At 37.3% G+C, this 22043-nt stretch carries 19 protein-coding genes and 1 other annotated feature; all 19 genes read left to right on the top strand.

Going from position 1 to position 22043, the window contains the following annotated elements; genetic code table 11:
• Positions 1-67: 67 nt before the first annotated feature.
• Positions 68-1537 carry a UDP-N-acetylmuramoyl-L-alanyl-D-glutamate--2,6-diaminopimelate ligase gene (locus ACE1TG_RS06405; RefSeq protein ID WP_375051531.1) on the top strand — a complete coding sequence of 490 codons (1470 nt, stop codon included), beginning with the start codon at positions 68-70 and terminating at the stop codon, positions 1535-1537.
• Between the two features lie 2 nt (positions 1538-1539).
• Complete coding sequence (locus tag ACE1TG_RS06400) at positions 1540-2907, top strand: UDP-N-acetylmuramoyl-tripeptide--D-alanyl-D-alanine ligase (RefSeq protein WP_375051530.1); 1368 nt, start codon at positions 1540-1542, stop codon at positions 2905-2907.
• Positions 2908-2961: 54 nt separating this feature from the next.
• On the top strand, positions 2962-3930 hold the full coding sequence (mraY, locus tag ACE1TG_RS06395) for a phospho-N-acetylmuramoyl-pentapeptide-transferase (protein ID WP_375051603.1): 969 nt from the start codon (positions 2962-2964) through the stop codon (positions 3928-3930).
• A complete protein-coding gene (gene murD, locus ACE1TG_RS06390; RefSeq protein ID WP_375051529.1) occupies positions 3927-5276 on the top strand; it encodes a UDP-N-acetylmuramoyl-L-alanine--D-glutamate ligase in 1350 nt (449 codons plus the stop codon). Before mraY ends, murD begins: the two co-directional genes overlap by 4 nt.
• Positions 5277-5354: 78 nt before the next feature.
• Positions 5355-6467 carry a stage V sporulation protein E gene (gene spoVE / locus ACE1TG_RS06385; RefSeq protein WP_375051528.1) on the top strand — a complete coding sequence of 371 codons (1113 nt, stop codon included), beginning with the start codon at positions 5355-5357 and terminating at the stop codon, positions 6465-6467.
• A 465-nt stretch (positions 6468-6932) separates the two neighbouring features.
• Complete coding sequence (locus ACE1TG_RS06380; RefSeq protein ID WP_375051527.1) at positions 6933-7733, top strand: cell division protein FtsQ/DivIB; 801 nt, start codon at positions 6933-6935, stop codon at positions 7731-7733.
• 523 nt (positions 7734-8256) lie between these two features.
• A complete protein-coding gene (gene ftsA, locus ACE1TG_RS06375; protein WP_375051526.1) occupies positions 8257-9540 on the top strand; it encodes a cell division protein FtsA in 1284 nt (427 codons plus the stop codon).
• A gap of 129 nt (positions 9541-9669) precedes the next feature.
• A complete protein-coding gene (gene ftsZ, locus ACE1TG_RS06370; protein ID WP_375051525.1) occupies positions 9670-10809 on the top strand; it encodes a cell division protein FtsZ in 1140 nt (379 codons plus the stop codon).
• Positions 10810-11663: 854 nt separating this feature from the next.
• Positions 11664-12584 (top strand): sigma-E processing peptidase SpoIIGA, encoded by a 921-nt coding sequence (gene spoIIGA, locus ACE1TG_RS06365; RefSeq protein WP_375051524.1) that lies wholly within the window; start codon positions 11664-11666, stop codon positions 12582-12584.
• A 68-nt stretch (positions 12585-12652) separates the two neighbouring features.
• Positions 12653-13372 (top strand): RNA polymerase sporulation sigma factor SigE, encoded by a 720-nt coding sequence (gene sigE, locus ACE1TG_RS06360; RefSeq protein ID WP_209482070.1) that lies wholly within the window; start codon positions 12653-12655, stop codon positions 13370-13372.
• 124 nt (positions 13373-13496) lie between these two features.
• Positions 13497-14276, top strand: a complete 780-nt coding sequence (gene sigG / locus ACE1TG_RS06355; RefSeq protein ID WP_375051523.1) for an RNA polymerase sporulation sigma factor SigG — start codon at positions 13497-13499, stop codon at positions 14274-14276.
• Between the two features lie 630 nt (positions 14277-14906).
• Entirely contained in the window at positions 14907-15182 is a 276-nt protein-coding gene (locus ACE1TG_RS06350; RefSeq protein ID WP_375051522.1) for a YlmC/YmxH family sporulation protein, read from the top strand.
• 53 nt (positions 15183-15235) lie between these two features.
• Positions 15236-16045, top strand: coding sequence for a peptidoglycan editing factor PgeF (pgeF, locus tag ACE1TG_RS06345; protein ID WP_375051521.1), 810 nt, complete (start codon positions 15236-15238; stop codon positions 16043-16045).
• Positions 16046-16072: 27 nt separating this feature from the next.
• Positions 16073-16750: a YggS family pyridoxal phosphate-dependent enzyme gene (locus ACE1TG_RS06340; protein WP_375051602.1), complete on the top strand. Its 678-nt coding sequence runs from the start codon at positions 16073-16075 to the stop codon at positions 16748-16750.
• 12 nt (positions 16751-16762) lie between these two features.
• Complete coding sequence (locus ACE1TG_RS06335; protein WP_375051520.1) at positions 16763-17194, top strand: cell division protein SepF; 432 nt, start codon at positions 16763-16765, stop codon at positions 17192-17194.
• Between the two features lie 6 nt (positions 17195-17200).
• Positions 17201-17476 carry a YggT family protein gene (locus ACE1TG_RS06330; RefSeq protein ID WP_375051519.1) on the top strand — a complete coding sequence of 92 codons (276 nt, stop codon included), beginning with the start codon at positions 17201-17203 and terminating at the stop codon, positions 17474-17476.
• 11 nt (positions 17477-17487) lie between these two features.
• Positions 17488-18264 carry a YlmH family RNA-binding protein gene (locus ACE1TG_RS06325; RefSeq protein ID WP_375051517.1) on the top strand — a complete coding sequence of 259 codons (777 nt, stop codon included), beginning with the start codon at positions 17488-17490 and terminating at the stop codon, positions 18262-18264.
• 107 nt (positions 18265-18371) lie between these two features.
• Positions 18372-18878, top strand: coding sequence for a DivIVA domain-containing protein (locus ACE1TG_RS06320; RefSeq protein WP_375051516.1), 507 nt, complete (start codon positions 18372-18374; stop codon positions 18876-18878).
• 61 nt (positions 18879-18939) lie between these two features.
• Positions 18940-19164 (top strand) — a binding site (T-box leader).
• Positions 19165-19218: 54 nt separating this feature from the next.
• Positions 19219-21975 (top strand): isoleucine--tRNA ligase, encoded by a 2757-nt coding sequence (gene ileS, locus ACE1TG_RS06315; RefSeq protein WP_375051515.1) that lies wholly within the window; start codon positions 19219-19221, stop codon positions 21973-21975.
• The last annotated feature ends 68 nt before the right edge of the window (positions 21976-22043 follow it).

Here is a 22043-nt window from a genome sequence, read left to right as displayed (position 1 = left end):
CCCTCTTAAAAATTGAGCTTATCTAGAATACATATGTGAGACATTACTAAAACGAGGATGTATTTAAATGAAATTATCAGAAATTCTTTCCGTTTTACCATTTTACGAAACAACTTCAGCAACTGAAAATGTAGAAATCAGTAATATAGAAGTAGATTCCCGAAAGGTTACTGAAGGTAGTCTATTTGTATGTATTAATGGTTTTACAGTTGATGGTCATGATTATGTAAATCAGGCGATTGATAATGGTGCTATTGCTATTTTAGCTGAAAGAAGTATAGATGTATTTGTTCCGACGATACTTGTTGCAGATTCGTCCAGAGCAATAGCAGTGATAGCTGAAAAGTTTTATGATTTTCCTACTAAAAAGTTACCGTTAATAGGTGTTACAGGTACAAATGGTAAAACAACAGTAACTTATTTACTTGAATCCATTTTCAATCAATACAAGATGAAGACAGGTGTAATAGGAACAATCCAGATGAAAATAGGATCAGATTCCTATCCGGTAACCAATACAACACCAGATGCATTATTTTTACAGAAAACATTCAGACAGATGAGTGATGAAAATGTTGATAAAGCAATAATGGAAGTCTCGTCACATGCGCTGGATCTTGGACGTGTATATGGCTGTGACTTTGACATTGCAGTATTTACCAACCTGTCACAAGATCATCTGGATTATCATAAAAGCATGGATGACTACATGCATGCCAAAAGTCTTTTGTTTGCACAATTAGGGAATAGCTATAGTAATGAACAGAAGAAGTATGCAGTAATTAATCAGGATGATCCAAACAATGATCTGCTAAAAAGAAGTACGGCTCAGCACGTTGTTACATATGGCTGTCATAATGAGGCACAAGTAATGGCAGCTGATATAAACCTTGAAGTTACTAAAACATCCTTTACAATGAATACTCCAGTAGGATCTATACAAATTGAAAGTCAATTGATAGGTATGTTTAATGTTTACAACATGCTTGCAGCAAGTGCAGCCGCAATTTCTGCAAATGTTCCACTTCAGATCATTAAAGATGCGCTTTTTGAAATCAAAGGTGTCAGCGGACGTTTTGAACCAGTAGATGGTGGTCAGGACTTTGCAGCAATAGTAGATTACGCACATACACCAGATTCTCTGGAAAATGTGCTGCAAACAATTAAAGGCTTTGCGAAACAAAATGTATATGTTGTTGTTGGCTGTGGTGGAGATCGTGATAAGACCAAACGTCCATTGATGGCAGCTATTGCATTGAAATATGCTGACCAAGTAATCATCACTTCAGATAATCCACGTACAGAGGACCCTAAGTCTATTTTGGATGATATGACAGAGGGTCTTGAAGAAAATCATTACAAGGTAATAGAGGATAGGCATGATGCTATTTTTCATGCAGTTAGTCTAGCGAAGGCAGATGATATTATTTTGATCGCCGGAAAAGGTCATGAAACCTATCAGGAAATTGGCAATGTAAGATATAACTTTGATGATCGGGAAGTTGCAAGAGAAGCAATTCAAGCAAAGGAGAAATGATAATGTTATTTACGACAGAATGGCTTACATCCATTTTTGGTGATTACAAAGGTGCTGCAACCGACCCAATTGGAATTGGTGAGGTTGCAACAGATAGTCGTAAAAAAACGCAGAAATCATTATTTATTCCTATAATCGGCGAAAACTTCGACGGTCACGACTATATAAAACAGGCATTCGATCAAGGTGCAGTAGCGACAATTTGGCAAAAAGAGAGACAGCTTCCTGGCTTTTTACCGAATGATTTCCCTGTGTTTTTTGTGGAAGATACATTAGAAGCATTACAGGAGCTGGCTGGATTCTACCGAGAAAAAATCAACCCTATTGTAATTGGGATAACGGGCTCCAACGGAAAGACAACAACAAAAGATATTGTGGCATCCGTCGTAAAAACGGCATTCATTACACAGCAAACAAAAGGTAATCTGAATAATCATATTGGATTGCCATTAACTGTTCTGTCAATGTCTCCTGAGACGGAAGTACTTATCGTTGAAATGGGTATGAACCAATATGGTGAAATAGAAACACTATCGAATATAGCCAAACCGGATATTGCTATTATCACAAATATTGGCGAGTCACATATTGAGTACTTGGGATCAAGAGAAGGTATTGCCAAAGCCAAGCTTGAGATCATTAGTGGTATGAAAGAAAACAGTCTTCTTATTATCGATGGTGATGAACCTCTACTAGGGGAGATGCATAAACGGGATAATGTAATAACGTGTGGATTTAATGCTGACAATGAAGTAGTAGTGGAGAAAGTAAAACTATCCCAGAGCAACACACAATTTCAGCTCTCGGATGGATATGAGTATGAGCTCCCTTTACTGGGGAAACATCATGCACTGAACGCGGCATTTGCTATCACAGTTGCTGATCGTCTTCAAATACCAAAATTCAATGTGGTTAAGGCATTAACGGAATTGGAACGCACATCTATGCGATTTGAACTGATTAAAGGTAAAAATGGTGTCTCAGTAATAAACGATGCATACAATGCTTCGCCTACTTCCATGAAAGCATCAATAAGCGTTGTAAAACAAATGGAAGGGTTCAAACACAAAGTACTTGTGCTGGGGGATATTTTTGAGCTTGGTAACGAATCGAGATTGTTCCATCAATCCATTGCAGAAAGTATCGATGATTCTATAAGTGCTTTATTTACATTCGGTGATGATTCAAAAGAAATTTCATCTACTGTTAATAAAAGAAATTCAGATATAAATTGCAGCCATTTTACATCGAATGAAGATTTATTGAATGCCTTGGAGGACTATCTAGCAAAGGATACACTTATTTTGTTTAAAGCTTCACGGGGTATGCAGTTTGAACAGTTCGTTGAAAAATTAACAAATCCATCATAACTAGCATGGACGGTCGTTGCAAGAGGAGGAGAAGCAGTGAATATATATATATTAATGATGACAATAGCAATAGCATTCCTAATAACCGTCCTTCTATCACCATTTTTTATTCCGTTTCTGCGGCGTCTGAAGTTTGGTCAGAGTATTAGGGATGAAGGTCCGCAGTCACACATTAAAAAAACAGGAACACCTACTATGGGCGGTATAATGATCGTCATTAGTGTGACTATTACTTCAATAATTATGGTAAGTAAATTCAGCTCAGGATCAATTGGGTATGAATTGTGGCTACTTATTTTTGTATTAGTGGGCTACGGGTTTTTAGGATTTTTGGATGACTTTATTAAAGTAGCAATGAAGCGAAACCTGGGATTGACGTCCAAACAAAAGATGCTTGGACAACTTATTATCGCACTTGTATTTTATTTTATTATACAATATAACGGTTTTGCGACATATATCCATATACCAGGAACAGCCATTCAATGGGAACTTGGCTGGGGATATGCATTACTCATTATCTTTATGCTCGTAGGTGCGTCTAATGCTGTTAATTTGACTGATGGGCTGGACGGTTTACTGGCAGGAACAGCTGCAATAGCGTTCGGTGCATTTGGAGTATTGGCATGGTATGGGTTCCCTCAAACCGAAGTGACTATCTTTTCATTGGCTGTAGTTGGAGCCTTATTAGGGTTTTTAGTGTTTAATGCTCACCCTGCTAAAGTATTTATGGGTGATACCGGATCTCTGGCGTTAGGCGGTTCCATTGCGGCCATCGCCATTCTAACTAAACTTGAAATAATTCTAGTGATTATTGGTGGCGTATTCGTAATCGAAACACTCTCGGTGATCATTCAGGTCATATCGTTTAAGACAACAGGCAAAAGAGTATTTAAAATGAGTCCACTGCACCATCACTATGAATTACTTGGATGGTCAGAATGGCGTGTTGTAACAACATTCTGGTTAGTAGGACTTATTTTTGCAGCTCTAGGCATATATATTGAGGTGTGGATAGTTTGAAGACATTAGATAATTTTCCTTATTCTCATGTCCTTGTTTTAGGTTTGGCAAAGAGCGGAACTGCCGCAGCCAGACTTCTATTACAAAGTGGGAAAAGTGTCCGTGTAAATGACAAAAAGGCAAGTGATGACGGTAATGCTGTGTATGAGTTAAAATCGATGGGGGCAGAAGTGATTACAGGTTCCCATCCTCTTTCTGTTTTAGACGGCATTGAAATTGTTATTAAGAACCCGGGGATACCATATGATAATCCGGTATTAGTTGAGGCAGTAAATAGAGACATCCCAATTATTACCGAAATTGAAATTGCTGGTAATCTGGTGGAAAGTTCAATTATCGGGATAACCGGTTCTAATGGGAAAACGACAACAACAACATTAACAAAAGAAATGCTGAACAAGAGTAACCAGTCAGCTAAAATTGCTGGAAATATCGGCTATGTAGCAACAGAGGTAGCCAAAACGTTGGAAAAAGATGAAAAAATGGTATTGGAACTCTCATCGTTTCAGTTAATGGGTGTAAAAACATTCAAGCCGAAGATAGCTGTATTATTGAATATCTTTGAGGCACATCTTGATTATCACAAAACGTTCGAAAATTATAAAAGAGCAAAATGCAATGTTTTCGCGAATCAGTCTGATGATGACTACTTAATTTATAATGCTGATGATCCAGTAGTAATTGAAGCAGTTGTCCAAGCGAAGTCAGTAAAGGTGCCATTCTCATTGAAAAAGCAGCATGATGATGGTGCATGGGTTGATGCAACAAGTATCTATTTCAAGCATGAAAAAATTATTGATAGAAGTAATATTGCTTTGGTTGGTGCTCACAACCTGGAAAATATTCTGGCTGCAATATGTGCTGCTAAGTTAAGTGGTGCAAGTAATGTAGGAATACAGGAAGTTCTAACTAATTTTTCAAGTGTCAAGCATCGATTGCAATTCGTCGAAAACATAGATGGCCGGTTATTTTATAATGATTCAAAAGCGACAAATATACTTGCTTCACAGAAGGCACTTTCCTCATTTAAGCAACCGACAATCCTGTTAGCTGGCGGACTTGATCGAGGCAATGAATTTGATGATTTACTGCCATATTTGAATAATGTTAAAGGCGTAATTCTGTTTGGTGAAACAAAAGAAAAACTTAAAAGAACTGCCACTGATGCCGGAATAGAATTTATTTTAACAGCTGATGATATGGACCAAGCTGTTAAACGAGCTTATAGTATATCTGAACGTGATGATGTCATATTATTGTCCCCCGCTTGTGCGAGCTGGGACCAATATCGTACTTTTGAAGAAAGAGGAGACATGTTTATACAAGCTGTGCATACATTAATGTAGGGGCTTGTTTCTATTCAATAAAATAATTTAGTTCAGTAAAAACGCCCCTTCTGATTAAACTGGAAACGGGGTGTTTTTTTGTTCCGGAAGATTTTTAAAAACCAGAATGCACCAGATTATACCTTACTGGCTGTTATATTATCGTTACTCTTAATAGGAATCGTTATGGTTTATAGTTCTTCGTATGTATGGGCTGAATATAAATATGCAGATTCATTTTTTTACGTAAAAAGGCAACTTCTCTTTTGTGGTGTAGGCGTTATTGCCATGTTTTTTATTATGGGAGTTCCCTATGGTACCTGGAAGAAGTACAGCAATCTCATATTGCTGTCATGTTTTTTGTTATTGCTGGCAGTTTTAATTCCAGGAGTTGGTATGGAGCGTGGCGGAGCACAAAGCTGGATTGGCATTGGCGCATTTAGTATTCAACCTTCTGAGTTTATGAAGTTAGGTTTAATCATATATTTGTCGGTATACCTGTCCGTTCAGCAGAAGTACATTACCTCGTTTAGAAAGGGGTTCTTTCCATCGCTTTTGTTGGTTTTTACAGCGTTTGGATTAATCATGCTGCAGCCGGATCTTGGTACAGGCGTTGTGCTTGTACTTACATCTATGGTGATGATTTACACTGCCGGTGCCAAATTGTCCCATTTTTTAGGGTTAGCTGTTCTTGGAATTGCGGGGTTCTTGCTGTTGATTATATCTGCTCCATACCGAATAGACCGAATTACTGCCTTTTTAAATCCGTGGGAAGATCCATCTGATACAGGTTTTCAAATTATCCAATCATTATATGCTATTGGTCCAGGTGGTTTGACAGGGGTTGGGCTTGGCAATAGTTTACAAAAACATTTCTATTTACCCGAACCGCAGAATGATTTTATCTTTGCAATATTAGGTGAGGAACTAGGCTTCTTAGGTGGCACATTCGTCATTGCCTTATTTATGTTATTATTTTGGCGGGGGATAAAAGTTGCTCTAGAAGCCCCGGATTCTTACGGAAGGTTCCTGGCACTTGGAATTGTCTCCATGCTGACAATACAGGTAATGATCAACATTAGTGTTGTTATTGGGTTAATCCCGGTCACTGGAATAACGCTGCCATTTCTTAGCTATGGTGGATCATCATTAACGTTAACGCTTTGTTCTGTCGGGATCTTATTAAATATTAGCAAATACTCTAAACTATAATATACGTTGCAGTTAAAAAGGCGTAAATACAAACTTACTGCATAAGGGAAACTAAGGCTCTTACTCAGAACAGAAGAGGTGCTAAGAATGGTTAATACTCTTTCTTAGCACCTTTTTAACGATAAACTGCGTATTTGAAGTCAAAAATACTTCAATCTAGGTAATGTTTACTACATATTTAAATCTATTATGTGATATAATTCAAGTAACAAAAGAGAAACGGCATTGTATAGTGCCGTTTTGTACTTGTTTAAGAAATTATAAAATTTAAGTGCTGTGGATAATTGGACATCAGAATCAGCGACGTCCAGCTCCGACGTATAGGGACTAACACTGCCGCTTTGCGCGGCAACGTCGACCCACCCGCAGCGCTGAGCGCAGTCCATACGGCGCTGAACAGGCGCTTGCGCTTTTGTTCTTTTCTTTTTATTACACTAAAATTTTCTGATAAAGGAAGAAATAGAAATGGGGAAAAAGAATGTAGTTTCGATTGAGGATCGTATCCCAATGTTGAAACAAGAACGTAAAAAGAAGGCAAATCGCCGTCTCATATTTTATCTTTCTATTTTTTTCTTTTTAATCTCTATTATCGTATACCTTCAATCACCATTAAGCCATGTGAAAACAATTGAAGTGTCAGGGAATTCATTTGCTAAAGATCAGGAAGTAATTCAGCAGAGCAAAATATCCAACGATACGAATATATGGATGATCGATGAATCAAAAGTAGTACAGGCAATTAGTGAAAATCCGGTAGTTAAATCCGTAGAGGTAAATCGACAGTTACCCTGGACAATTAAAATTCGACTCAAAGAGTATGATCAGGTCGGTTATATCAAAAGAGAGAACAGTTTTTTTCCGATTTTGGGTAATGGTAAGGTTTTAACTGAAATGAAGCAGAAATTAGCTAATGGGAATGCTCCTTTGATTCTAGGCTTTAGTGATGAGGCTTACTTGGATAAAATGACAGCTGAATTAAAAAAGCTTCCAGAGAGTATATTGAATCTAATCTCGGAAATTCACTGGAAACCAAGTGATGATAATAAGAATAAAATCCTACTTTATATGAATGATGGCTATATGGTTGACGGGACGATTAGGAATTTTGCAGATAAGATGGATGTATACCCATCAATTGTTGCACAGCTAAAACCAGAAAGTAAGGGAATTATTCATATTGGTGTTGGTGCATATTTTGAATCGTTTAATACGGAAACAAAAGAAACTTCCAATGAAGAAGAAATTCAGAATGAAACAGAAGGATAATCGAATGAGTGATATAAACTTTTTATTGTAAAAGAAAGTCACATTTACAATGTACTTAACGAAAGTTATGTAGTGGGTTCCTAAACCTTTAAACAGAGTAAGTACGTAACATTTAAGGGTTTCTTGTGATTGCGTATGTTGCTTTCCTGGAATCCCTTATGATTAATTGCTAAAAAATAGTAAGAAAACTTGCTAAAATAGAAGGAATTAGTAGCTTTTTTGTTGAATTAACTAATATATATTTTCTTTTTAGTTATATTCCTTTAAAATAGTAGATTATAGTATAATTAGAAAGTTTGGCTTAATCATGTCAAGGGGATTTCTTATGAATGCGAATTTGGTTCCATGAATTCCCTTAATACTTTACAGTGCAAGCCTAATGGAAAGCCTTAATCGCATTAATGCAGTAAGAAAGTGGTTGTACTATGCTAACTGCAAATAATAGAAAATGGAATAAGAGAAATCATCTGATGAAAACAATTAATTAATGGTCAGATGCTTCTGAAACAGGAGGTGCCTTTCTTTGAACAACAGTGAAGTACTAGTGAGTCTTGACATAGGTACATCAAAAATCAAAGTAATAATTGGAGAAGTATTAAATGACTCCCTTAATATTATTGGGGTTGGAACAGCAAAATCGAATGGCATGAAAAAAGGTGCGATAGTTGATATCGATCAAACAGTAACTTCCATTCGAAATGCCGTAGAACAAGCGGAACGAATGGTTGGCATGCATATTGATAGTGTAGTAGTTGGTATTAACGGGAATCACATACAATTACAGCCATGTCATGGAGTTGTGGCAGTTCAAAGTGAAAACCGGGAAATTGGCGATGAGGATATCTCACGCGTAATTGATGGTGCTCAAGTTATATCAATTCCACCAGAACGCGAGATTATCGATGTGATTCCCAAACAATTCGTTGTTGATGGTTTAGATGAGATAACCGATCCAAGAGGAATGATTGGTGTAAGACTAGAAATGGAAGGAACAATCATTACTTGTTCCAAAACAGTTTTACATAATATATTGAAATGTGTGGAACGTGCAAACTTACAGGTTTCAGATATTTGTTTACAACCACTTTCAGCTGGAACGGTAGCTCTATCTAAAGACGAGAAAAACCTTGGCGTAACACTTATTGATGTTGGCGGGGGTTGTTCTACAGTTTCGATATTTGAAAATGAACACTTGGTATCTACCAGTGTAGTTCCACTTGGCGGCGACAACATTACTAAAGATTTATCAATTGGCTTAAGAACATCAACGGAAGAAGCAGAAGATATTAAATTAAATTACGGGCATGCTTTCTTTGATGATGCAAAAGAAGAAGAAACGTTTGAAGCATCTATTATAGGCAGTAATAATACACAAACGCATAACCAATTACAAATTGCTGACATAATAGAAGCAAGACTGGCGGAAATATATGCTTATGCTGAACGGGAAATCAGACGTATGGGATACCAACAATTACCTGGTGGATATGTGCTGACAGGTGGTACAATGAAGATGCCGGGTGTTCTTGAACTTGCACAGGATATTTTTCAGTCTAATGTACGCATGGCTATCCCTGATTACATAGGTGTAAGAGAACCACAGTTTACTGCTGGAGTAGGAATCTTGCAATTTGCCTATCGGAATGCGAAAATACAAGGAAAAGAACTGTATCCATCTGTAGTAGTAAATCAGGATGAGCCGAAACCAAAACGTACAAAAAAATCAACAAATTCAGATGAAACAACAACAAAAACAAAGAAAAAAGAATCTGGAATGGCTAATTTGTTTAAGTATTTTTTTGACTAAACATTAAGCGGGGCAGTTTGGCCCTAAGCTATGTTTTTCAATTATGAATATATTAATACATCTAGTTCCCTAGAACATAAATTAGCTTCTAGAACTCTTGTAATTTTGCATATTAGGAGGAACGGAAATATGTTAGAGTTTGATACGAATATGGATCAGCTAGCAACAATTAAAGTAATCGGTGTCGGTGGTGGTGGAAGCAATGCTGTTAACCGTATGATTGAACACGGTGTTGAGGGTGTTGAGTTCATTGCCGTTAATACAGATGCACAAGCTTTAAATCTATCAATGGCAGAAACAAAATTACAAATCGGCGGGAAATTGACTCGTGGGCTTGGTGCAGGTGCTAACCCTGAGGTTGGTAAAAAAGCCGCTGAAGAAAATAAAGAACAGTTGGAAGAAGTATTGCAAGGTGCGGATATGATATTTGTTACAGCCGGTATGGGTGGAGGAACTGGAACCGGTGCTGCACCTGTAATCGCACAAATTGCTAAAGAACTTGGCGCATTAACGGTTGGCGTTGTGACACGTCCTTTCACTTTTGAAGGGAAAAGGAGATCTACTCAGGCTGTAACTGGAATTGATTCTCTTAAAAGCAGTGTAGATACTTTAATCGTTATACCGAATGATCGTTTGCTGGAGATTGTTGATAAGAATACACCGATGCTAGAAGCATTCCGTGAGGCTGATAATGTATTGCGTCAAGGTGTACAGGGTATCTCTGACCTAATAGCAAAACCAGGCCTGATTAATGTTGACTTTGCTGATGTGAAAACAATCATGTTTGATAAAGGGTCTGCGTTAATGGGGATTGGTGTTGCTACTGGAGAAAACCGTGCTACTGAAGCAGCGAAAAAAGCAATCTCTTCACCATTACTGGAAACTTCTATTGATGGAGCACATGGTATTCTAATGAATATAACAGGTGGCTCAAATTTAAGTTTATATGAAGTGCAGGAAGCTGCGGACTTGGTAACTTCTGCTGCAGATGATGAAGTAAATGTTATCTTTGGCTCCGTTATTAATGAAAATCTGAAAGATGAGATTATCGTAACAGTAATTGCTACTGGTTTCGATGAAAGCCAAAAAGCAGGTAAACAGCCTAAAGAACGTCCGGTTATTAATCATAATCAGCACGCTGCATCGAAATCTAATGATGAAATGCCTAGAGAAAGAGAAAGAGGACAAAATCAGCAAAGCCGTCCTACTACACAGGATGACGAACTAGATATTCCTACGTTCTTAAGAAATCGTAATCGCAACAGATAATTAATAATAGTAATATTTCAGAAAGAGACTGGAACAAAGTGTTCTAGTCAAAGAAAAATCCGAACTATGGTTCAAAATTCTTGGAATAGAATTTGAATTAGTTCGGATTTTTTGTTGATGAATAGATATAAACTGCGACGTAACATAAAAAATTAGCTAAGTGCTATGACGCCGCTTCGGAAATACATTCCGCGCACCTAGGGCAACGCTTCAGCTTCCTCGGAAGCAAAAATCGCTTCCTGCGGGATCTTCAGCTGTTGCTATTCCCGCAGGAGTCTTCATGTATTCCCTCCGCTCGGTTTTGCTCACTAAATTTATAAACGCATATGTGATGAATAAGAAAAGTTTTAAACAATTAAAACCAGCAGTTGGAATATGCGAGACTCCTGTGGGACAGCAATCCTAAGAGACCCCACAGGGAGCGATACTCGCGATTGAGGCAGACTAAGTACGCCACGTCCTGTGGCAACGTCTGCACTAGCACGTCCTATGCGTCGGAGGCTCGTGGTGAGCCCTAGGTGCGCGAGTATATTCCAGCTGAGTCGTTAGGAAGACTCACTAAATGCTTCCAATAGGACTCCCATAGTTAGTTCGCATTTTATATCAACTACGTATTAGATCCAACCATTGAAAATGAACTTCTAAACTATCCTATACTGTTATTATTCCTCTTTAAAGTGAAAAGTTGTATCTGTGTCGCAGCTCGTTTTTTATGGCACTCATTTAAGCCGACAAAGTCTCCGATAAGTAGTTAAAATTAGCACATTTTTGCATACAAGAAGTGACAGACTTCGCTAGCTAAACAAACTATACTTCTAAATAAGGTATTCCAGTAAGGTGAAAGGAAGAAGGACGTGACCATTTATCTTGATGCTGTCTGGTTGTTAAATTTCTTCTTGGACTTGATGCTTTTAATGCTAACTCAAGCTCTGGCAAAAGACAGCACACAAAAGGTTCGGATTTTTTTTGGTGCGTTTATCGCTTCGCTATTAGTTCCGCTATCTATTTTTTATCCGAATTCGTTTTTTACTAGTGTAATAGGAAAGCTTATCTATTCGATAATTATTATATTATGCGCTTTTCAGTTTCGATCAATCTATCGGATGATAAAGTTGCTTCTTCTGTTTTACTTTACGACATTTGCCATAGGGGGTGGATTAATAGGTATTCACTTTTTGCTTCAAAATCCGATTGGTATATCTGCAAATGGTATTCTGACTTTCAATAGTGGCTACGGAGATCCAATTAGCTGGTTATTTATCGTTATAGGATTCCCATTCGTTTGGATATTCACCAAGGCTCGTATGGACAAGCATGCAGTTGAGAAAATCCGATATGATCAACTCTGTCCGGTAACTATTCAAATTGAAAATACAAGTAAATCAACTACAGGATATATAGATAGTGGCAATCAGCTTGTAGACCCATTATCAAAGAAACCTGTTGTTATATGTGATGAGTACTTTTTAAAACATTGGTTTAGTTCAGATGAATGGGAAATGTTGAAGGCCGCTCATGATGAGTTGGATTTTGAGAAGCTGCCGAAGGATTGGGAAAAACGGATTAATATTATTCCTTTTCAAGGGGTTGAAGGTAACCGGACCTTTATGATAGCTATTAAGCCTGATAATGTCGTTATTTTTTATAATGACAAAAAGATAGTTACTCGTAAAATTTTGATAGGAATTCAATTTGGTAATCTGACAAAAGACCAATCGTACCATTGTTTATTACATCCTCAGATTGTAAAAATGGCAACTGTTAATTCTGCGTAAAAAACTCTGAGAAGATGGCTATTTCCGCCAATTATTGTGAAATAAATGCTAAAAAGGAGCGTCTTAATTTGAAATTATGGAAACTGCGAATGCGTTTATGGTGGTATAAATTTTTATTTAAGCTTGGATATAAAACTGATGAAATCTATTATATTGGCGGAAGTGAAGCTTTACCGCCACCACTATCAAAAGATGAAGAACGGGAATTACTTGAATTACTGCCAAAAGGTGATAAATCTGCAAGAGCAGTACTGATCGAACGAAATTTGCGTTTGGTTGTCTATATCGCACGTAAATTTGAGAATACTGGTATAAATATTGAGGACTTGATAAGTATAGGAACAATTGGCTTAATAAAAGCTGTAAATACATTTAATCCAGAGAAGAAAATTAAGCTAGCAACATATGCATCCAGGTGTATTGAGAATGAAATACTAATGTACCTGCGAAGAAATAATAAATTAAAATCTGAAATCTCGTTCGATGAACCACTTAACATAGACTGGGATGGTAATGAGTTACGATTATCAGATATTTTAGGCACAGACGAAGACATTATTACAAGAGATATCGAAACAAATGTGGATAAATCCTTATTAAAAAATGCCCTATCACAATTGAATGCGCGTGAGAAACAAATTATGGAGCTTCGCTTTGGTTTAGTAGGGCAAGAAGAAAAAACTCAAAAAGATGTCGCCGATATGTTAGGCATATCTCAGTCTTATATTTCCCGTTTAGAGAAAAAAATTATTAGACGACTACAAAAAGAATTCAATAAAATGGTCTGACTTACTGCGGCAGGAAATCAGGTGTATTAAGACCGTTTTTGAACGGAAGAACTTTGCATAAAAAATCCTCTACGGGGAGATACTGTCCATGAACAGCATCTCCAATCCGGGAGGGTAGAACAGAATGACTAGACATAAAGTTGAGATTTGTGGTGTTGATACATCTAAGTTACCTGTACTAAAGAATGATGAAATGCGCAAGTTGTTCGCAAAAATGCAAGAAGGCGACATTTCAGCTAGAGAGGAACTGGTTAATGGAAATTTACGGCTCGTACTAAGTGTGATTCAGCGATTTAATAATCGCGGTGAGTACGTTGATGATTTGTTTCAAGTAGGTTGTATTGGACTAATGAAATCAATCGATAATTTTGATTTAGGACATAATGTTAGATTTTCCACGTATGCTGTTCCGATGATTATTGGTGAAATCAGACGGTATTTGCGTGATAATAACCCGATTAGAGTTTCCAGGTCATTAAGGGATATCGCCTATAAAGCATTACAAGTGAGGGAGAAGCTAATAAGTAAATCTTCAAAAGAACCCACACCAATGGAAATCGCTGAAGAAATGGGTATCCCTCATTCAGATATTGTCTTTGCAATGGATGCCATACAGGACCCAGTCTCATTATTTGAGCCTATTTACAATGACGGCGGTGATCCTATTTACGTAGTGGATCAGATCAGCGATGATTCTGATAAGGACTCAACGTGGGTTGATAAGTTATCATTAAAAGAAGGAATGTATCGCTTAAATGAACGAGAAAAGATGATCTTAAATAAACGTTTTTTCCAAGGTAAAACACAAATGGAAGTAGCAGAGGAGATTGGAATATCACAGGCACAAGTATCTCGCCTGGAGAAAGCAGCTATATCTCAAATGAATAAACAAATGTTTGAATGATATAAGGCGGAGCTAGCCAACGAAAAGCGGAAGTGTCTTCACAGGTTAAAACGTTTCCGTTATGAGACAATTTCAGTATCTGGCACGGACGTTACCTGTTACAAGCTCCTCCTATATATACAATCGGACACCAACTATGTTTGGTGTCTTTTTTTTAGCAGTTAAGAAACCACCATGGATATAAAAGCGTAGTCACCATCTATCATGAAATTTATTTTTCATATTGCAAATTTGAGGTTTTGCAGAAACTAGAGACCTTATTTGTCTGAAATACAGGAAATTGTTGATGTTCGCGGACACCAGGGATCTTATTCAACACAAATACAGTCAAATAACCAAGATATATGTGAAATAAGAGCTCTTGTGTCCGCTGAAGTCAAGTTAGAGAGGTATTTCCACAAAAAAGTATAATTTTTTTCTTACTGCATAAGGGCAACTAAGGCGTATCTATATTAGGGATTGGCAGTAAACCAAGTTTTCTAAAATAAATATAATTTTTATTATTCTCATGTCACTTTTTCTTAACGAATATCGATTGTCTCAATAAAAGAGGAAATTTATTTTTACTCTAATATTCAAGTTTTTTTTGCTGTTTCTTTGCATATATATCATTATTAAGGCAGGTGAGTCATGATGATAAAATTAACCGACCTTCAAATCAAGGAGGTTATCGTCATTAATGATGGCAGAAGGCTTGGGCACATTTCAGATTTAGAAATAAACGGAGATAATGGTAGGATTACAGCACTAATAATTATTGTAAAAGATAAGAAATCAGGATTATTTGGGAAGCCTGGAGAACTTGTAATACCATGGTACAACATTGAAACTATCGGCTCTGACGTTATTTTAATAAGGGATGTGAATACGCCATCTCTCTATCCGGAACAAAAGCTTATCGAATAATGGAGAAATTATGATAAGATGGTGCTAACATATAATACCAAGGAGGTACTGATATGGCTGATACCTTCCAGCGTAATGAAGATACCCATATGCAAATTAATAAATGGCAGAAATTGAACAAGAATTTAAAAGTTGGCTTTACAACCCGTAAAGGCGGACAGAGCCAATCACCATTTAATACATTAAACCTCGGGTTGCACGTTCCTGATAGTCAGGAAGATGTTTTAGCGAACAGACAGACATTAGCTAAAGATATAAATATACCTCTAGAGTCGTGGGTGTCCGGGGAACAAACACATCACACGAATGTACACATTATCAAGGAAGAGGATATAGGAAAGGGTGCAACATCTTACCATTCTTCATTAAATGATGTTGATGGCCTTATAACAAATCACGCTGGTATATTATGCACCGCTTTTTTTGCTGATTGTGTTCCATTGTATTTTTTCGATCCGGAAAAGGGTTATATAGGTATAGCTCATGCTGGGTGGAAGGGAACAGTCCACGGTATTAGTGAAAAAATGGTTAATACCTTTAAATCACTAGGAGTAAACACAGGCAGCCTCCTGGTTGCAATCGGACCGTGTATATCTCAGGATGTATATGAGGTTGATGAAAAGGTTATTGGACAAATTCCGGAACAGTACAGAAGAAAAACGGTCATTCCAAAAGAAAATAATCGCTATTTATTGGATTTAAAGCAATTAAATGTCGAAATCCTTTTACAACATGGGGTTGTTCGTCATAATATAGAGGTAACAGAATATTGCACATTCAGCGATAATGATTTATTTTTCTCACATCGGCGTGATCATGGTAAAACAGGCAGAATGCTAGGGTATATTGGATATACAACATGATTATACTTGGGAGGAGCAATGGTAATAATGGAAGTAGTAACGAATCTGAATGAAATAAACAGCAATATAAGACAAGCATGCGAGAAAAGTAATCGTAATCCCAGCGAAATAACCATTATTGGCGTAACGAAATATGTTACAATAGAGCGAACAGAGGAAACAATTAATGCTGGAATTAAAAATCTTGGCGAAAATCGGCTTGAAGGTTTCCTGGAAAAATATCATTACATACAAGATCAGGCCTCATGGCACTTTATTGGTACATTACAATCAAGAAAAGTAAAAGAAATAATTGATAAAGTGGACGTGATTCATTCGTTGGATCGCAAGTCACTTGCGAAAGAAATTAACAAACGGACAACAACCCTAATGGATTGTTTTGTTCAGGTAAATGTTAGTGGTGAGGAATCAAAACATGGTCTTAGTCCTGAGAATGTTCTTTCTTTCATTTCATCGTTGGAAGCTTTTGAAAATATTAGGATAATAGGCCTAATGACGATGGCACCGCATGTAGAAAATCAAGATTATTTACGGGAGATATTTAGAAAACTTGCTTCATTGAGAGATGAAGTCAGGAATGAACAACTTGTTCATGCCCCTTGTAACTATTTATCAATGGGGATGAGCAATGATTACCAACTTGCCATTGAAGAAGGTGCAACACATATCCGAATTGGTTCAAAATTAGTTGGATCAATAAAATAGCGGGGTGAAAAGATGAGTATGATGAATAAGATTAAAACTTTTTTTACGATGGATGATGAATACGAATATTACGAGGAACAAGAAGAGAATGTACCAGACACTACCAGTAATCATAAACGAAAGAATCAGAATGTAGTTAACCTGGCTAGCATGCAGCAACCTTCATCCAAAGTAGTATTGTCTGAGCCGCGAAATTATAATGAGGCGCAGGAAATAGCGGACAATGTTGTCAACAGACGGGCGGTAGTTATTAATTTGCAGCGTGTTGATCATGAGCAGGCAAAACGCATTGTTGACTTTTTAAGTGGAACGGTGTATGCCGTTAGTGGTGACATTCAGAAATTAGGGGCACAAACATTTTTATGTACCCCTGAGAATGTTGATGTATCGGGAACAATTACAGAATCATTTATAGAGGATGACGAATTTGAAAAAGGATGGTAGGCGTTAATGCAATCACTTTATACGGTATTATATTATGCACTTGAAATTTATAGTTTTGCTTTAATTATTTATATTTTTATGTCATGGTTTCCGGGAGCACGGGAATCTGCATTTGGCAGTTTTCTGACAAAGATTTGTGAACCGTATCTGGAACCATTTCGGAAGATTATTCCACCACTTGGAATGATTGACTTATCACCAATTGTTGGGATTTTCGTGTTGTTCTTCGCACGTGCCTATGGGTTACCTGTATTATTCAATATGCTGATGGGCTGGTTTTAAGGTAGATAAACGTGGATATTTATCAGCATTTCAGAAAGGAAGAACACCCATTTATTGATAATGTATTGTCCTGGATAGATCAAGTTGAGAAAACATTTCAGCACAAGGTAACCGATTTTCTTGATCCGCGGGAACAACAGATTGTTGCTATGCTAATAGGGACGAGCCATGAAGAATTGAAGCTTTATCAAAATGGCGGGAGTGAATTCGCAGAGAGAAAACGGGCAATTATTGCTCCATTTTATGAAGAAGTCACCGATGAGTCATTCCAGCTCACGCTAATGCAAGCGTCTTATCATGAAAAGTTTATCACCATAACCCACGGAGATGTCATGGGGGCATTTTTATCTTTAGGCATTAAGCGAAAAAAACTCGGCGATATACTCGTTGAAAATGGGACAATTCAAATTGTAGTGGCAAATGAGATTGCGGCATATGTATTTGCGAATCTTACAGCGATTAAGAAAGCAACTATCAAACTTGCAGAAGAACCTTTAACGTCAATTATAAAAAAGAAAGCAGATTGGATTGAATCAGATCATACAGTTTCATCATTACGATTAGATGCAGTTTTAAAAGCAATTTACAATATTTCCAGAAAAGATGCATCTGAATATATTGCAAAAAGGTATGTGAAAGTTAATTTCAGAGTTGTTGATGATGGAAAGTTTTTGCTTACTGAAGGAGACATGCTTTCTTTAAGAGGTAAAGGCAGAAGTAAGCTAATTAGCATGAACGGGCTTACTAAAAAAGATAGATACAGAATTACTACTGCTATTTTAAAATAATTTCGGATTATTTAAAGGATAATTGTAGTTTATGTCGAATAAAGACGTAATATAGGAATTTATTTATTATTAATAATTGGGTTAAAAATTTTGAGGAGGTGGCCTTTGTGTCATTAACACCATTAGATATTCACAATAAAGAGTTTACTAGAAGTTTTCGTGGATATGATGAAGATGAGGTCAATGAATTTCTGGATCAGGTAATAAAAGACTATGAGATGGCAATTCGTGAAAAAAAAGAGTTAACAGAGAAAGTGGAACAGTTGAATGAAAAACTGGGTCATTTTACCAACATTGAGACAACATTAAATAAATCTATTCTGGTTGCTCAGGAAACAGCAGAAGAAGTTAAAGGGAACGCGACTAAAGAATCAAAATTAATCATTAAAGAGGCGGAGAAAAATGCTGACCGCATAATTAATGAAGCGTTAAATAAATCCCGCCGTATTTCAATGGATGTTGAAGAGTTGAAAAAGCAGGCTAAAGTATTCCGTACCCGTTTGAAGATGCTTGTTGAAGCTCAATTAGAAATGATTGGTACAGATGACTGGGAAGAATTGTTTAATGCAGAATTTAGCGGGGAGCTTGAGGCGGCTGCTGATAACGAATCATAAGCCTTGACGTTTTACGGAATTTTACATATAATTCATTATACACAAATATTATATGCAAATGAAAATTACGATGATAGAGACAGTATGAATGTAATTACTGTTAAGCGAGTCGGGAGCTGGTGGAAGCCTGATACAGTAGTACTTCAGAAAATCACTCTTGAGTACCCATTTTGAAATGAAAACAGTAGAGATGGGCGTCTGTTCACGTTACGAATATCGAGTGAATTTAAAATACGAATTATTTTAAATTTATAAGGGTGGTACCGCGAGTCTTCTCGTCCCTTTTTGGGATGTTTGAAGGCTTTTTTTATTTAAACTGAATGTATAGGAGGATGAACAAGTGGAGTATAAAGATACATTGCTAATGCCAAAAACTGAATTCCCAATGCGCGGAAATTTGCCGAATAAAGAACCACAGCGCCAACAAACGTGGGATGATAAGAAACTTTATGAAAAAGTACAAAAAAGAACAGAAGGACGCCCATCATTTATTTTGCATGATGGTCCTCCATACGCAAATGGTGATTTGCATATTGGTCACGCATTAAATAAAATTTTAAAGGATTTTATTACACGCTATAAATCAATGACTGGATATCATGCTCCATATGTGCCTGGCTGGGACACACATGGACTTCCTATTGAGACTGCACTGACAAAAAAGAAAAAAATTAAGCGTAAGGAAATGAGTATTGCTGATTTCAGACAAAAATGTGCGGAATACGCAATGGGGCAGCTCGATAGTCAACGTACACAGTTCAAACAATTAGGTGTACGGGGTGATTGGGATAACCCGTATATCACGCTTACCAAAGATTATGAGGCAGCACAAATTAGAGTTTTCGGTGATATGGCTAAAAAAGGGTATATTTATAAAGGACTTAAACCTGTGTATTGGTCACCATCATCAGAATCAGCATTAGCTGAAGCAGAGATTGAATATCATGATAAACGTTCACCATCCATTTATGTCTCGTTTGATGTAACAGATGGAAAAGGCGTACTTGATGCTGGAGATAAATTCATCATTTGGACTACTACACCCTGGACTATTCCGGCCAATCTTGGAATTAGTTTACATCCAGATCTTGAGTATTCCGTTGTTGCTGTAAATAATGAAAAATATATTGTTGCTTCCGATTTAGTAGAAACGGTTGCCGAAGAATTGGAATGGGAAAATCCTGATGTAGTTAACACATTTAAAGGTGAGAAAGCAGATAAAGTTGTTACAAAGCATCCATTTTATGAACGTAATTCACTTGTTATGCTTGGTGACCATGTTACGACAGATGCAGGAACTGGTTGTGTCCACACAGCTCCAGGTCATGGTGAAGATGACTTTTATGTATCGAGGTCTTATGGATTGGATGCTCTGTCTCCAGTTGATGATAAAGGTGTTTTCACTAGTGAAGCTCCAGGGTTTGAAGGATTATTCTATGATCAGGCGAACAAGCCGATCACAGAAAAGCTTGAGGAAGCTGGCGCACTATTGAAGCTGACATTTATTACGCATTCGTACCCACATGACTGGCGTACGAAAAAGCCAACAATCTTCCGTGCTACTTCACAATGGTTTGCATCTATAAAAGATTTCCGGCAAAATATTTTGGAAGAAATCAATCGAATTAATTGGTATCCGTCATGGGGTGAAACACGGCTTCATAACATGGTTCGTGACCGTGAAGACTGGTGTATTTCACGTCAACGTACATGGGGTGTACCAATTCCGGTGTTTTACGGGGAGGATAACACACCAATTATTACGGATGAAACGATTGAACATGTTTCAAACGTATTTGCTGAACATGGATCTAACGTTTGGTTTGAGTGGGAAGCAAAAGACCTATTGCCTGAAGGCTACACCTCAGAACACAGTCCTAATGGTAAGTTCACCAAGGAAACCGATATCATGGATGTATGGTTTGATTCAGGTTCATCCCATGAGGCGGTTCTTGTGGGACGGGAAGATCACCGTCGTCCGGCAGATGTTTATCTGGAGGGAAGTGACCAATATCGTGGCTGGTTCAACTCGTCACTATCAACTTCTGTCGCGGTAACAGGTAAAGCGCCATACGAAAATATTATCAGTCATGGATTTGTGCTTGATGGAAATGGACGAAAGATGAGTAAATCATTAGGCAATGTTATGGTTCCCTCTAAGGTTCAAAAACAATTAGGTGCTGATATCTTGCGGTTATGGGTATCATCAGTTGATTATCAAGCAGATGTTCGAATTTCACAGGAAATTTTAAAACAAATTTCTGAAGCCTATCGTAAAATCAGAAATACGATTCGTTTTATGCTGGCTAATTTGTCAGACTTTGATCCATCAAAGGACACTGTTCCAGAAAGTGAAATGGAGGAAGTGGATCGCTATATGGTTCATCGCTTGCAAAATTTAGTGTCAACTGTTCGTGATAGCTATGAAAAATTTGAGTATTCACCGATTTTTTCACAAATTCATAATTTCTGTGCAGTTGATTTAAGCTCGTTCTATTTGGATTTCGCAAAAGATGTTCTTTATATTGAGGCACAAGACAATAAGCGTCGAAGAAGTATTCAAACAGGATACTATGAAATCTTAACAACACTTGTTAAATTACTGACGCCAATAATTCCACATACAACAGATGAAGTATGGGAATATATTCCTGGAGTAGAAGAAGAAAGTGTTCAACTTACGGATATTCCAGAACCAAGAAAGATCACTAACTTTGAAAATTCCCAGGATAAATGGGATCACTTCATGAAAGTCCGTGATGATGTCCTTAAAGCATTAGAAGAAGCCCGGAACGAAAAGGTTATTGGTAAGTCGCTGGAGGCTAAAATTACCTTAGTTCCAAAAGATGCAGAAACAAAAGAAGTTTTAGAGGAAATCTCTAATGTTCATCAACTGTTTATCGTTTCCGAAGCTGTTGTTGCAGAAAATTCAGCTGATGCTTCTGAATACCGTTACGTTGATATAGCAGTTGAAAAGCATCCTGGAGAGAAATGCGAACGCTGCTGGACTGCTTCTGAAACTGTTGGTGAAGATAAAGAACACCCAGAATTATGTACACGATGTGCAGATATTGTGAAAGAACATTATAGTGCATAATTTAGTTTTAAGAGCGCCTGTTCCTTTTGAATTTTTTCAAGGAAGAGGCGCTTTTGCTTTATCTATGG

The organism is Virgibacillus sp. JSM 102003 (assembly GCF_041949995.1).
Lineage (GTDB): Bacteria > Bacillota > Bacilli > Bacillales > Amphibacillaceae > Lentibacillus.
The sequence above is the reverse complement of the archived record's forward strand: the minus strand, read 5'-3'. Positions and strand labels throughout refer to the sequence as shown.

What these genes read in the sequence shown, in the direction of transcription:
- pgeF (WP_375051521.1), top strand. Translation starts at nt 15,236, where the DNA reads ATGGCTGATACCTTCCAGCGTAATGAAGATACCCATATGCAAATTAAT.
- mraY (WP_375051603.1), top strand. Translation starts at nt 2,962, where the DNA reads ATGATGACAATAGCAATAGCATTCCTAATAACCGTCCTTCTATCACCA.
- ftsZ (WP_375051525.1), top strand. Translation starts at nt 9,670, where the DNA reads ATGTTAGAGTTTGATACGAATATGGATCAGCTAGCAACAATTAAAGTA.
- ACE1TG_RS06350 (WP_375051522.1), top strand. Translation starts at nt 14,907, where the DNA reads ATGATGATAAAATTAACCGACCTTCAAATCAAGGAGGTTATCGTCATT.
- ACE1TG_RS06335 (WP_375051520.1), top strand. Translation starts at nt 16,763, where the DNA reads ATGAGTATGATGAATAAGATTAAAACTTTTTTTACGATGGATGATGAA.
- ACE1TG_RS06380 (WP_375051527.1), top strand. Translation starts at nt 6,933, where the DNA reads ATGGGGAAAAAGAATGTAGTTTCGATTGAGGATCGTATCCCAATGTTG.
- ACE1TG_RS06340 (WP_375051602.1), top strand. Translation starts at nt 16,073, where the DNA reads ATGGAAGTAGTAACGAATCTGAATGAAATAAACAGCAATATAAGACAA.
- ACE1TG_RS06330 (WP_375051519.1), top strand. Translation starts at nt 17,201, where the DNA reads ATGCAATCACTTTATACGGTATTATATTATGCACTTGAAATTTATAGT.
- sigG (WP_375051523.1), top strand. Translation starts at nt 13,497, where the DNA reads ATGACTAGACATAAAGTTGAGATTTGTGGTGTTGATACATCTAAGTTA.
- ACE1TG_RS06405 (WP_375051531.1), top strand. Translation starts at nt 68, where the DNA reads ATGAAATTATCAGAAATTCTTTCCGTTTTACCATTTTACGAAACAACT.
- ACE1TG_RS06400 (WP_375051530.1), top strand. Translation starts at nt 1,540, where the DNA reads ATGTTATTTACGACAGAATGGCTTACATCCATTTTTGGTGATTACAAA.